Here is a 13,451-nt window from a genome sequence, read left to right on the forward strand (position 1 = left end):
CCTCTATGTTATCCCAAGTAACATAGTAGGGATTACTCCACATAAATATAGCGCAAGGCCTAGACCTTGTCAAAAAAAGCCTGTGAGCGCAGATGCGCCGAGGCGTCTAGTCCAAGAGGGCATTACTCCGATCTCGGGGAGCCGCCGGCCAAAAAAGCCATCACCTCAGCGCGGGTTGGAAGGCCGGACTGAGCACCGAAGCGCGTCACCTTCAGTGCGCTAGCATAGACCGCGAAGCGCAGAGCCTGGGCTGGGGTCTGACCTTCCAGCAGAGCGACAGTCAAGGCTCCTACGAAGCAGTCGCCCGCCGCCGTCGTATCGATCACCTGGACACGAGGCGCCGGCTCATAGAGGCAGAGCGGAGCAGCCTGCCCGGCATCCGTGCCCGAGGGGACCTGAGCATCGCGCGTCACCAGAAGCGCCCCCGCCGCGCCGAGCGTCACCGCGACCGTTGTCACTCCATGTCTATGCAAACGCAGCGCCAGTCGCCGCGCCTGAGCCAGGGCGTCTTCAGAAGCCGGCGCGCTAGCTTGCGGGCCGGGAGCGTAGCTAGCAGAGGTCAGGGCTGGCTCCAAGGCCGCAACGAGCGCCTGAGCCTCATGCTCATTGACGATCAGCAGGTCGACCTGACGCAGCAACTCAGGACTGAGGGGCTGAGCCGGCGCAGCGTTCAGCACCACCGGAACAGCCGCGGCCCGCGCTGCCTGAATCAAGTGCGTGACGGTCGACAGAGGAATTTCGAGCTGGAGCACCAGAGCGGAAGCCCTGCCGAGGGCCTCTTCAATTTGGGCGAGATGGCCGGAGTCGCTCCCAACGCGTCCATTAGCCCCGGCAGCCACAATGATAGCATTGTCCCCCTTCACCAGGAAAATGAAGGCTGTGCCACTTGCTTCCTCCTCATCGACGGCTACCAGAGCGGTAGAGACGCCCGTGGTCTGCAAAGCAGCCAGCAACTGCTGTCCGAAAGGATCACGGCCCACCCGGCCAGCCATGATCACCTGTTCTCCCAGCCGTGCCATTGCCACCGCCTGATTAGCGCCCTTCCCGCCGGGCACCAGCTTCAGCGAGCCAGCCCCTAGCAGGGTCTCGCCGAGGGCCGGCAGGCGTGGCACCGTGACCACCTGATCCATGTTCAGGCTGCCAACCACTAAAATGCGCTTCTGCTCCTCCATCATTGGGCGTACTCCTATTCGGTAGAAATAAAGGCCTCGCGCTCGCGGCAATACCGCAGCAGGTCGCCCAGGATCGGCAGCCTCTCCAGCGCGGCGGCATGGCCAACCAGGATCAGCTTACGCTGGGCGCGTGTTAAAGCCACATTGAGGCGATGTGCATCGGTCAAAAACTCGTAGAGCAGGCTATCCGGCGACGGCGCCTGCGTTGTTGCGAAAGAGATGATGATTACCGTACGCTCACCGCCCTGAAAGCGATCGACCGTATCGATGGTCAAAGCGGGATGGGGAGCGCCGTACTGTTTCCACACCAGATGGCGGCGCAGGTTCGCCACCTGGGCGCGGTAAGGGGCAATAATCCCGATCTGGGAGGGGCCCACCCCCCGAGCAAGCAGGGCTGTCACCAACTCACGTACCAAACGTGCCTCAGCCTGGCTCACTCGTGCCTCGCTCTCAGGAGTGGTCACATCGAGAAAGACCAAGGGCTGAGCTGGACGCAAGGCCTGCAAGACCGCCGGACGCTCGCCCAGCGGAGGCACAGACGGCGTACGCAAGGCCAACTGGCGCCGGGCTACCGACGGATGAGGGCGCAGCTCCCCCCCGTAGAAGAAGCGCGAGGGGAAGGCCGCGATCTGCTCATGCATGCGGTACTGAGTAGTCAGGGCCACGCAGGCGCTCTCAGCTCCGGGGTGCGCTGCCACATACTCCTCATCGCGCCGCTTCAGCAAGCTAAACAGCGACTCGCGCAGGCCTGCTGCTGCCGCCTCGCGACTGAGCACCAGAGGCGGAAGCTGCTTTTCATCGCCCACCAGAATGAAGCGCCGGGCAAAACGCAAGGCCCCAAGCAAAGCGGGAACCGTTAACTGACCAGCCTCATCGATCAAGGCCACATCGAAGCGCAGCAGAGGACCGCTCCCATCCTCCTGTCCCTCTTCTGGGGTATAGCGCTCCGAAGACCAAGTGGCAGTTGTCGAAGCCACCACAGGCAACGTGCGCAATGCGGCCCGCAACTCGGCGGTCTCTAATGTGGGGACGGTAGCGGTCTCTGACTCCGGCGGCTCCGACGAGAGCGGTGCCAGGTGCTTCAAAAGATGATCCTGCACGCCCTCAGCCACACTGCGCTCATGGCCGAGGCGCAGGTAGTCGTGAAAGCCCTCGGTCTCCAGGCGCAGCAGCATGTTATCCACCGCCTGATTCGTAAAGGCAGCCAACAAGACCCGTTCGCCGCGCTGACAGAGCCGCTTCACAATCTCTGCAATTACCGCCGTCTTGCCTGTACCTGGCGGGCCGTGGATCAGCAGATAGTCCTGCATCTGGAGCGCGCGCTCTACAGCTAGATTCTGCTCACGATTGAAATCTGCTCGTGGCGCCACCGGCTCGCGACTAAAGCGTGGACGTCGCTGGCCGTAGACCAACTCACGCAAGCGCGGCTCCACCTGCAGCCAGCGCCAAAGATTCTGCAAGGTGCGCACATGAACCACATCGGTGGCATGGCGTTCGATCAAGGTTGGATTGGTGATCAGCTCAGGGGTCCAGACTGTCACCTCCCGCGCCCCGATCTCCAGAATGGTACCCGTGACCACCTCGCCATCCAGGGGATGACCATCACAGAGCAGGATCTCATCGCCGCTGCGCAGCTCTGAGCGATTCTCACAGCGAAAGCGCTGCACCCACTCCCCTTGTGCGGTCGGCTGAGGCGGCTCCAGCGGCATCAGGCCAGCGATTGCCATCCCGCGTGCCACATGCTCAGCCACTGGTGCCCGCCAAAGCAGAGCCTGCTCTTGCTCGCTGGCCCGTCCCTCGCTATGCAGCAAGCGATAGTAGTGGGCAAAGAAAGCACGATCGTACTCCGTCAGCGAGGAAGCCAAGGGCGGCGGCGCAGACTCGTCAGAAGCGGCTGAGGCCTCCCCTTCAGAAGCGAGCGCCGGCGGCTCCCAGGCCAGCAGCCAAGAAACAAGCCGGCACTCCTCCAGTAGCGCACACTTCGCGCAGCGCGCCGGACCTGGTGGGGCACATGGCTCGCCGGTCACATGGCTGATGACCAGCAGATTGCGCTGCTCATTCACCTGCTGCAGCTCGCGGATCGAAAACGGAATCCCGAAGGCCTGAGCCTCGCCGGGCGTACCGCTATAGAGCAGAGTAGCCAGCGCCTTCTGGGTTCGGGCTTGGCGACGGACCGTCAACAGCGCATGATAGCCATGCACCTGCCAGCGATGATTGCGGCGCGGCAGTGGTCCCGAGGCTCCGCCTGTCTTCAGCTCCAACAAGCGGCGGCGTCCCCCTTGCTGCCAGAGCACATCAAGACGCCCCTTCAGGCCGATCTCCGGCGCTAGCAAGAAGGTCTCAGCTCGTACCAGGTGCTCGCTATGCTCCGTCGCCCCTGAGCTGCTCAGAACGCCTTCGACGGGGACAGGAGCATCCCACAGCGTCGTACGCTGTTGCTCAAACCAGCTCGCCAGGCTTTCCAGATGGGGCATCACCTCGGCCTCCAACTGTGCGGGAGCAATATTCAACAGCGCCAACTCAAGGCGGCTACGCTCCAAGGCCCGACGCAGTTGCTGACGCAACAAAGCTAATGCCTGGCCCTCCTCTGCCGCCAGCAGCCCGCGATCAAAGGCTTTCAATAGCTCCTTAAAGCAGGTATGGACCAGCGTGCCCCGCAGCGTCTCCAGCGTTGCCCCACTGGGAAGCAGGCGCTGAAGCAGATACTGACGCGGACAATACTCGGCGTAGAGCAGATCCGTAATGTTGAGCAGCGTATCCGGCTCGACCACGACCAGTGTCCACGGACCAGCGCGATAAGAGAGGACAGGGCGTCCCTGCTGCTCGGCGGGCTGCGCCGGCTCGGGCAGATGATAGACACGCAACAGCAGGCCCCGCGCGCTGCGACCGCGCGCCCGCAGCTCCTGCACTAGCCGACGATAATCGCGTGTCAACTGCAGAGAAACCAGCCCTTCGGCGGTCTTCAACAGGAGGTAGGGCAAACGCTCACCCGCTCTGGAGCTGGCAGCAGAGCCAGTCGCTTGTTCCCAGGCGGCAAGGAGGCGTCCCTCCAGACGAGGGACAGCGCAAGAGCGAGCTGAGGCATCAAGAGGGCACAAAAAGCAGGCGCCAGCCTGCTGCGCGGTCTCTGAGATCGTAGACATAGCGCCTGGCTGTCACCTCTCTCTGGCAGGAAGCTTGCGGCAAAAGCCCCACAACGACCCGGCCCAAGGCCCGGAGAGCTGTCAGGCCAGGTTTATTGGCGACCCGCCGTGAAATGGCATATCCTGGTTCTGGAAATATTGTATACAGATAGCAACGAGGGAGGAAAGGAGTCAGCAACAATGGTCACCATTCGCACCGTTACCCTGGGCGTAGCCGAGCCACATCCCCTGACAGCCAACAACATCAGGCGCCTGTCCCAGGACCTACGCACCATCGCTGCACGCCTGCACGAGGCGGGCTATGAAGTACAAACGCTCCGCCTTGCCACCCGGCCACTGCTGAGCGACCTGGCCGACTGGCCAGCCAGCGCTATCGAGCGCTATGGAGGCGAACTCCAAGCCATGCTGAGCGAAGTTGAGATCGCCTTCTGCTCGCTCGGCCCGGCCCTGGCTGTTGAGCCAGCCTGGCCCCTTGATCGCCTGAACTTGCTGGCCGACCTCCTCATAGCCAACCCGGCTCTCAATGCCAGCGTCCTCCTGGCTAGCAACGCACAAGGTCTACGCCAGGAGGCGGCTCCGCTGGTTGCTCGCCTGATGCGCCGCCTGGCACAGGAGACCCCCGAGGGAGATGGCAACTTCCGCTTTGCCATGCTTGCCTGCGTTGAAGCGGGTTGCCCTTTCTTCCCCGCGGCCTATCATCGCGGCCCGGCCAGTCTCGCTCTTGGCCTCCAGAGCGCACCCCTCCTGAGCCAGGCCCTGGAGACCGCAGCGGCCACCAGGCGGCCATTACCGCTAGAAGCCATCAGCGCCATTGTGCGCCACACCCTTGAAGAGCAACTGAGGCCGCTCTCCATCCTGGTGAACACGCTCAGTGAAGAACTGCACCTGCACTACAATGGCCTAGACCTCTCGCCAGCTCCCCTCGGTCAAGAGAGCATCGTCCCCGCTCTCGAAGCCTGTGGTTATGGCCTCGTTGGCGATCCCGGCAGCCTGGCTGTCGCTGCTGCCATTACGCGCGGCCTTCAGAGCACTACTCTACCGACCTGCGGCTACTGCGGCCTCATGCTGCCTGTCTTGGAGGATGCCATCTTAGGGCAGCGCTGGGAAGAGGGGCGCCTGCATATTCATCAGTTGCTGCTCTACTCCGCCGTCTGTGGCACAGGGCTGGACACCATTCCCCTGCCGGGCGACAGTCCAGAACAACTCATATCGGCCCTGCTTCTCGACGTCGCTACCCTGGCCATCCGTCTGCACAAGCCGCTAGCCGCCCGGCTCTTCCCGGTACCTGGCAAACGAGCCGGTGAGCGCACGGCCTTTACTTCGCCGTATCTCACCAATACCCTTGTGCGCTAAAGCGGAAGCAGGCTCGGGCCAGGGCCAGAGCGGCAAAAAGCCAGCATCGGTCAGCGAACACTAAGGGATAAAAAGCGGGCCAAGACACAAGCGTCGAGGGCTGGGCAAAGCCGGGTAGCCAGCCGATCAAGCAGTCAGCCGGCGTAGAGCTTCCAGCTTACGCCTAGCGACTGAGGCTGCTTCCCCAAAGGGCTTCCATTACGCCATCATAAGAACTCTTCAGGTTCTCGTACAGTCTGGCGTTCTCAATGGCGAGTGCCGCCAGGCTGGCGAGAACAGTCAGGAACTGGACATCGTCCTCATGGAAGGTTGTCGGCTCAGCGGTATAGACCCGCAAGACACCAATGGCCTCGCCACGCACCTCCAGCGGGACACAGAGCAACGAGACCAACCCCTCACGTCGCGCGGCCTCCTGATACTGGAAACGAGGGTCGACGCGCACGTCAGGGATAAAGACGGGCTTGCCGCTCTGGAGCACTTCGTGATCGATGGGGCTGTGAGAGATATCTACCGGACCCTTGCCAAGATAGTCACTGCTCAACCCATAGAAAGCACTGATCTCAAGCTGACCAGTGCGCTTATTCAGCAGGCGCAGCACACAGGCTTTGACCTGCATGGCCTCAGCAATGCTCTTGGCAACGCTATGCAGCACCTCATCCAGCTCCAGGCTTGAAGAGAAAGTCAAGGCGGCCTGGTGAAGGGCCGTATAGTAGTCCTTATGGGAGCGTGGTGGTCCTGCGTTCTGTGGGCTGGTCGTCATGGCGAGACTCCTCCCAGGATTGAGCTAGTGATAGCCGGTTGAGTCAACAAAAAGAAGAATTCCACCCACTTCCATTATAGCATATTAGCATACTGGCTGCGATGAGAGAAAGGCCGCTCTTGACAAAGCAAGCGAGCGAGCAATAAGAAGAGAAAAAAAGACCACCCGCAGCCGCAAACGGTCACCAGGCGTGAAGAGCAGGAGGCACCCTTGAGCCGGGCGGCGCGGCACAGCTACGGCTACGAGGGCGGTCGGAAAAGAGCGATACCAATCCCGCTGGCAAGGTACCCTTTTCCATCGTACCCTCTGCCTATGCTTGCCCCGGGGAGCAAGCGCTCTGTCTACGACTTAGCCAGACTGAGCGTATGGCGTGCGCCTCACCCGTATTCAGCAGCGTAATGTACTGAAATGATCATAAGCTATTATCTTCTTGCCTGCTCAGCAGAGAAACGTGAGAAAAGTGCGTCGTGTGCCAGGTCATCAGACTTTCGAGGCATTCACCTCGCTGCTGCTCGTAGTGGCTGTAGTAGGTGCGCAATTCGTCGTCGTGCCATTGGGGTCCTGAATGACCCAGACACGGCAGGGAGCATTGAGCAGCACATACGGAATCGTCTTGCCCAGGTTATTCTGAGAGCGGTGGCTACGTACCAATCCTAGCATAATCAGAGCGCAGCCGTGGTCGCGGGCTTCATCCACAATAGCCGGGCCGGCATCGCGGGCCTGCACAATCTCTGCGACAGCATCGCAGCCAGCCTCTTCGGCGATCGCGATGGCCTCGGAGAGCAACTTATTGGCGGCGTTTGACTTCTCAGTGAGGACAGCCTTGAGGGGGAGGGTACGGGGAACTTCGATGATGTGGACCAGGTGGACCTTGCGTTTTGCGCGCTTAGCCATCAGGCAAGCTAACCTGACCAGTTCCGTATCCAGTTTCTTCCCCTCAACAATGACTGCGATATCGCCGGTGGCTCCGACCCCGGGCGCCTTGGTGGTCTCGGCCTCCTCTTTCGCTTTTGAGCGCCATAGGTGAACCATAGAGTCTCCCCTCTTCTCGAACTCGAATCTGACAAAACAGCATCATCTTCGTTCGGATCTTTTGCAGGCTCTGCGCGTTGCTCCTCTGCCGACGCCTAAAAGAGCCTGAAGGCTGCCTCCCTGCAGACCCTTCTACAGATTCTAAGTGGAAGAGACTGGCAGCGTCAATGCTACCGGGCACTGCCTCGAGTGTCGGAGCGTATACTGCCAGTCCTTGCCTCCTGGCTGCCTGGGATATCTGATCAACAAAGCGCTGGTCACCCTGACCAGCGCCTCAAACTGGTTAGACGACCAGCGCGCCTCAGCCAGCGAGCTAAGCGCCAGGGAGCTAATCTGGCTCGATCGTCGCTGTCAGGCCATAGCTCAGCAGGCGCTCCTGATAGTACTCGGCCAGCTCTTTGGGGCAAACTACAACCACGGCGCTGCCTGTCACGTGGGCCGTCAGCATGATCCGTTCGGCCTCCGGTAAGGTCAGACTATGGACGGCCTGCAAGAGGGCAGCGACCACATAATCCATCGTGTTCTCATCATCGTTGAAAAGAATCACCTTGTACGGTGGAAAGAGCGCGTCGCGCATGCGCGCGAGCTTTTCCAAATCAACCTGCAGGCTGGCCAGTGGCACGATATCCGCCTTCATCTTCATACGCTCTTTCTCCAGCGTGGACAATCCTGGGCTTTGGCCCAAGGTCGCCAGCGTTCTTTGCCGATACGTTGCTGCAAATCTATTCTAATTCTAATTGAGAAACCAAAATATTACCAGTGTTTGCCCAGCAGAGTGGCAAGACCCTCACCTGCCTCATTATCGCTATGACCATTTTCAATGGGCAGACTGCTATGGGCGCTGCGTCACTACCAGCAAGGGAAAAAAGTGGGAGCAGAGCGCGCCGTTGCGCTCGCCACCTGGACAGAGGGGCCTGGCGAGAGGCAAAGAAAAGCAGGCAAGGCAGGCCTTGCGCGGGTCAGGCTTCCCGCGTCTGGCATACGACTGCTTACTCCCGACGGCCCACGCTGCGATCAAGGCGCCCTCCGTTATTGAGCAAGATCGCGCGCGCCCGAGACTTCCGGCTAATGTTCTCAGGATCAAGCAAACGCAAAGCGATCACGGTCCGCGCCTCTCGCGTTGATGCTGACGCTTGGGAGAGACGTGACACATCCTGGCCGATAGCGCCGCGCACGCGACTGCCGCGAATAAAAGCGAACAGCACGCCCACGGCCAGGCCCACCACGGTCCCGATCAAGGTGATCAGGCCATGCTCGGAAGCGGGAAAAGCAAAACCCAAGGCGAAAGCCAGCAAACCCACGATCAAACCCGTCACCAGAGCCAGGACCAGCACCAGTGCCAGCGGGGGGCCGCTGCGCGTTGTCTGCAGAAAGAAGGCGCTGCGATCCTGACGCGGACCGTGATCGCGGAACTCTCCCCCTTTCACCGCACCCGCACTCAGGCGATAAATCTCCTCCTCCTTGAAGCCCTCACGGCGTAGCTTGCCCTCTGCCGCGCTAGCTTTCTCCTCATCGCTGAAGACCGCCAGGAGGTCATAGTTGGCAAACTGCTGCTGTTGTTGCTGTTGTTGTGGCATGGCTAAGGCTCCTGCAAGGGATGAAAATCTGCTCTCTTAGCACCAGACATTATAGCCAATCCACGTGCCGGGAGGTAGCGAGCAAGACAAGCAAGCAAGGCCGGGCCTCAGCCTGATGAGGAGGAAGAGAGAGCAGGTCAGGGGACGGCCAGATAGGGGCAAGCGCCCCAAAAAAACATCAATAAAGATGGCCCGCACCTGCGGGCCAGGTTTCTCGTTCGTTCGGGGTCTGCTGAGGACCACAGATGCGGGCGTCTAGCCAGAGTCCCAGAAGCGGAGCAGTCGTCATGAAGACCAACTGGCGCGTACCTCTCGTAGCTGCTCTGGTGTCAAGATGCGAAAGAGAATCAGCAGATTCTCCAAATCATACTCCAGACCCATTGAGTGCAGTTCCTGACGGATGCGACCCAGAGAGCGAATTTGCGCTGTATTGAGCAACCCATAGCTCACCAGGCTGGCCGCCAACAACTGATCGGGGGTGAGCAGCTTAAACATGAGCAAGATCTCCCCCAACTGATAATTCAGGTCGACCCCGCGCAGCATGCGCTGCACATTCTGCGCCACTTCCAGGCGTTCAGGAGGCACCAGGTGGCCTTCCAGCAAGACGCTACCGAGCGAACGGGTTGCCCGCCCATTAAGAACCGGCGGCGACTGTTGCTGTTGCCGCTGCTGTGGTGGCTCCATTGGTGGCAAGCTCTGGACAATATCGAGCAAAGTGGTGTCGGACGTAACCGACTCCCGTTCCGGCGAGGAGCGGCGCGCAGACTCGACAGAGGCCGCCTCGGGATACATGATCTCCTTTTTGGTCTCCTCGTCTGCAGCGGCAATCAGGTCGTCGCTCCCACTGGCCTGAGCAGACTGACTAGTGACCGGCATCGCTGAGACTGAGATCCCAGACGTCTCATGCTCGATCTGCTCGCCCTGTCGTGGCCCGCTCGCCTGACTAGAGGGCAGGCGCTCAGCGCTCACCTCGCTGGAGTTACTGTAGACCGGGCGTCGCTCTAGCGCGGGCTGCTCAGCGGTAGAGGCTCGCGCCTGAGCATAGTCAGAGGGCGTCTGGTTCTGAGCAGAGACTGCTGCGGCAGACGAAGCCGGATGAGCCATGCGCAGCGACGATAGCTCTCCGATGGCGGGACTGCTGCCAGCCAGAGCCTGCAAGTGGCTGCGCGCCGCCGCATACGACTCCGAGCGCGAGGGGCGATAATCAGGCTCCTGGTCTGATTGCAGCCCCTGGATCGGTGCTGCGCGCAGAGAGGCCGTACTCAGAGGCGATGGCGCCGCGGCACTAGAGGGCGCTGCACTGGCTGAAGCGCCTCCAAGCTGGCTTTGAGTCTCATATGGCTCCGGCACCCGCTCACCGGCAGCGGAGGACGCCGAGCGCTCACGTAGCAGGCGCGTCAACTGAGCAAGACTTGACTCGCCCTTCTCCTCGGGCGGAGCATATTGCGTATAGGCCTGATGGGGATGGGGCTGGGGCTGATAGGGATTCTCCTGAAAGACAGGCTGATAAGCCGGCGCTGGCTGCGCTGAGGGCGGAACAGGGGCAGAAGGCGCAGGACTTGCCTGAGACAGAGGAGATAACGACGGCATCTGCTGTGGCGAAGGCTCATGAGAAGGGAACGCAGCCGATGGCTGGGAGAGGGACCCCGAAGGCCTCGCGCTCGAGGCCTGATAGAACGTCTCTGCCGACTCCTGCGGGAAGGCCTCGAGCGGCTGAGAACGCTGCTGGCCATAGAACTCCATAGGCGCAGGCTGAGGCGAAGACGAGTAGTAGGCCTGAGCGGCTGAAGGAGAAGCATGGGAAGCCGGCGAGAACTGAGCAGCCGGGTTCAGGGGTGGCTGGCGCGAAGCCATACTCGCCGCTGGTGGAACAGCGGGTATGCGCGCCGAAGAAGACGAAGCGTAGGTTCCCATACCCTCGGAACCCTGGAAACCACCCGCTCCGGCAGGCGTTCCCCAAGCCGACGTCTCCGGTGTTGGCGCTGGCGCCGGTGCTGGCGCGGGTGCCGGCGCAAAGCTACGACTCCCCGGGTAAATCACCGCCCGAATCTTATCGGTAAACGTTGGCGGCGGCGAAGCGGAAGGAGCGGCTTGAGCATTGGCCATGTAAGTCGACGGAGCCGGTGATGACTGCCGCTGCAGCTCGCTGAACTGGCTCTGACCCGGAGGGCCGGGGGAGAAAACCGCCGGATGAGGAACCGTCGGCTGCAGACTTGTCAGGGTAGGAGAGGGCGACGCCTGCATTGGCACCTCAGCCAGGCGCACCTGGGGATGCGAGGCCGTAGCCGGCAAAGGCACCTGGGCCCGGACAGCCTCAACCAGACGCATGATGCCGAGCATACCATCCACCTCAACATCAACCGTCTGCCGATGCTCCTCGGGATCATACGGGCCATAGCCGGCCAGGTTGGTGCAGCGATAGGTCAGCACTAGCACGCCGCGCCCCCGCCGCTGGGCGTCTAGTGCCACCCAGAACTCACGGCGCCCCGCCGCTGCCTGGGCCAGATTGACCAGAACAAGCCGCACCTGATGGCGTGCAATCGCGTCAAAGACTTCCACTGCCGTGCGAGCTATATGGCACTCGTAGCCGGCCAATTGTAGCTCGCTACTGAGCAAGGCAGCAAGTTGCTGATCGCGTTCAAAAATAAGAATGTGCGAGCCACCGGTACTGACATTCATCGGCTCATGCAGAGCGCATCCCCCTGACTGCAGACGTGGGGAAGAAGCGCCGCCTCCTTTTCCATTGAGTTTCGACTAGTTATAATGATGATGTATAAATGAAGCAACAGGGAACGCTCCACTACAAAACCACGTTTTGGGCTGGGAAGACCCAAGCCACCCGCTCGTAGCATGAAGAGAACAGGCTCAAGAAAAGCTAAAATTGCCTGAACTATTCTTCTATTCTACCTGTATTCTTGTCAGGACTGCTCTATATCGTGGCTAGTATAGCATACAATGGCTAAGGAGAGGTAGTCGCCAGTACCATTGAGCGATTCCATGCCCCTGGGCTATTGACAGCCCTTCTGAGAACGACTACACAGAAAGGAGAAAATGCCTGGTCTTCCCTGCAGCGAGACCGGTGCAGCCAGAAAGAGATCACCATGACGCAAAGCAACAGAGAAGAGCCATTCCGAGTGACCAACGCCAGCGAGCGGGCCGCTGTTCGTCAGCCGGTGATTGCCCTCATGACCGACTTTGGCTTGCGCGATGGCTTTGTTGGCATCATGAAAGGGGTCATTGCCGGCATTGTGCCGCATGCCCAGCTTATTGACATCAGTCATGACATCGCGCCCCAAAACGTTGCCGCTGGGGCCTGGTTGCTTTCAACGGCCTATCGCTATTTCCCAGCGGGCAGCATTTTTCTCTGTGTCGTTGACCCGGGAGTAGGCAGCCAGCGGCGCGCCATTGCCCTCGAAGCCGGCGACTGGTTCTTTGTCGGACCAGACAACGGTCTCTTCAGCTATGTGCTGGCCGAACAGCCCGTACGCCAGGCTGTGGCCCTGGAAAATCCAGCCTATCGCCTGCCGGTGGTCAGCACAACCTTCCACGGGCGAGATATCTTCGCGCCAGCAGCGGCCCATCTGGCGCGTGGGGTGCCGCTAGCAGACTTCGGGACTATCCTTGAACCTCATGCATTGCAGCGTCTTGCTCTCAATCTGCCGCGACGTGAGGGGGGGCGGATCGAGGCCAGCGTCATTTACATTGACCACTTTGGCAACCTGGTGACGAGCATTCCCCTGACGCTTGTCCCAGATCTCTTCACGGCCCCGCGTGTGCGCTTGCTGGTGCCGCAGCACAACCTGACCATTGAGCGGCGGCAGCCATTCTTTGCCGGCGAAGCTGGCGAAGACGAACCCTTTGTCTACAGCGACAGCGCCGGCTATGTTGGGATCGCCATTCGCAACGGCAATGCTGCTGCCCGGCTGGGCATGAGCGTCGGTGAGGCCGTGACTTTAGTCATAGAGGAAAGCTAGTGCTTTCGGCACTGGTGCCCTTCCCTGTCCGAAGGTATACTGATCGATGGAGACAGGAACCGCAACATAAAGCGAGAGCGCGGGTCGATCCATCTGCTTGCTGAGCCTCCCTGACCTGGGGCTGCTTAGCAAGCTGGATCGACTTCGCCGTTCGTCCTCAGCGCCAGTGGAGCAACACAGCATCGCCGGCTGATCCTCTGGCAACTCCCAACCACTCCCGAGAGGAGGGCCACCGGGCGTTATGACTACGACTACTCGCACCAAGAGCGAAGAACACCGGGCAGCGGCCAGCGAGAGCGAACAGCGACTGCACCGCCGTTTACGCCTGTTTGGCCTGCAGTGGTTCCTCTTTTACATCTTTGCTCTATCAATAGGAGATTATATTGTACTCAGCGCCTCACCTGTTTATTTTCAGGACTGGAGAGCTGCTAGTATAATCA

At 60.6% G+C, this 13,451-nt stretch carries 10 protein-coding genes; 3 read left to right on the forward strand and 7 right to left on the reverse strand.

The genetic code is table 11. From position 1 onward, the window contains the following. Nucleotides 1-122 precede the first annotated feature (122 nt). Nucleotides 123-1,175, reverse strand: coding sequence for a ribokinase (locus tag IRZ24_RS08955; protein ID WP_297162768.1), 1,053 nt, complete (start codon nucleotides 1,173-1,175; stop codon nucleotides 123-125). An 11-nt stretch (nucleotides 1,176-1,186) separates the two neighbouring features. Next, nucleotides 1,187-4,315 (reverse strand): AAA domain-containing protein, encoded by a 3,129-nt coding sequence (locus tag IRZ24_RS08960; RefSeq protein WP_297162771.1) that lies wholly within the window; start codon nucleotides 4,313-4,315, stop codon nucleotides 1,187-1,189. Between the two features lie 180 nt (nucleotides 4,316-4,495). On the opposite strand from IRZ24_RS08960, the gene IRZ24_RS08965 reads away from it, so the two are divergent. Continuing rightward, nucleotides 4,496-5,668: a DUF711 family protein gene (locus IRZ24_RS08965; RefSeq protein ID WP_297162774.1), complete on the forward strand. Its 1,173-nt coding sequence runs from the start codon at nucleotides 4,496-4,498 to the stop codon at nucleotides 5,666-5,668. Nucleotides 5,669-5,831: 163 nt separating this feature from the next. On the opposite strand, the gene IRZ24_RS08970 is transcribed toward IRZ24_RS08965, so the two are convergent. From IRZ24_RS08970 to IRZ24_RS08990, 5 genes are all read right to left on the reverse strand, one after another. Then, the gene (locus IRZ24_RS08970; protein WP_297162776.1) at nucleotides 5,832-6,428 is read right to left on the reverse strand and encodes a GAF domain-containing protein; all 597 of its coding nucleotides are present in this window, start codon (nucleotides 6,426-6,428) and stop codon (nucleotides 5,832-5,834) included. A gap of 480 nt (nucleotides 6,429-6,908) precedes the next feature. Further along, nucleotides 6,909-7,460 (reverse strand): universal stress protein, encoded by a 552-nt coding sequence (locus tag IRZ24_RS08975; protein ID WP_297162778.1) that lies wholly within the window; start codon nucleotides 7,458-7,460, stop codon nucleotides 6,909-6,911. Nucleotides 7,461-7,788: 328 nt separating this feature from the next. After that, a complete protein-coding gene (locus tag IRZ24_RS08980) occupies nucleotides 7,789-8,067 on the reverse strand; it encodes an ATP-dependent Clp protease adaptor ClpS (protein ID WP_366914264.1) in 279 nt (92 codons plus the stop codon). 382 nt (nucleotides 8,068-8,449) lie between these two features. Then, a complete protein-coding gene (locus tag IRZ24_RS08985) occupies nucleotides 8,450-9,037 on the reverse strand; it encodes a hypothetical protein (protein ID WP_297162785.1) in 588 nt (195 codons plus the stop codon). A 285-nt stretch (nucleotides 9,038-9,322) separates the two neighbouring features. Continuing rightward, nucleotides 9,323-11,716, reverse strand: a complete 2,394-nt coding sequence (locus tag IRZ24_RS08990) for a hypothetical protein (protein WP_297162787.1) — start codon at nucleotides 11,714-11,716, stop codon at nucleotides 9,323-9,325. A gap of 422 nt (nucleotides 11,717-12,138) precedes the next feature. Between IRZ24_RS08990 and IRZ24_RS08995 the strand changes: the two genes are divergently transcribed. Both IRZ24_RS08995 and IRZ24_RS09000 read left to right on the forward strand, forming a co-directional pair. Beyond that, on the forward strand, nucleotides 12,139-13,011 hold the full coding sequence (locus IRZ24_RS08995) for an SAM-dependent chlorinase/fluorinase (protein ID WP_297162789.1): 873 nt from the start codon (nucleotides 12,139-12,141) through the stop codon (nucleotides 13,009-13,011). A gap of 241 nt (nucleotides 13,012-13,252) precedes the next feature. Further along, nucleotides 13,253-13,451 (forward strand): hypothetical protein (locus IRZ24_RS09000; RefSeq protein ID WP_297162791.1); only part of this gene is annotated, 199 nt, incomplete at its 3' end.

This window comes from Thermogemmatispora sp., from assembly GCF_019683755.1.
Taxonomy (GTDB): domain Bacteria; phylum Chloroflexota; class Ktedonobacteria; order Ktedonobacterales; family Ktedonobacteraceae; genus Thermogemmatispora.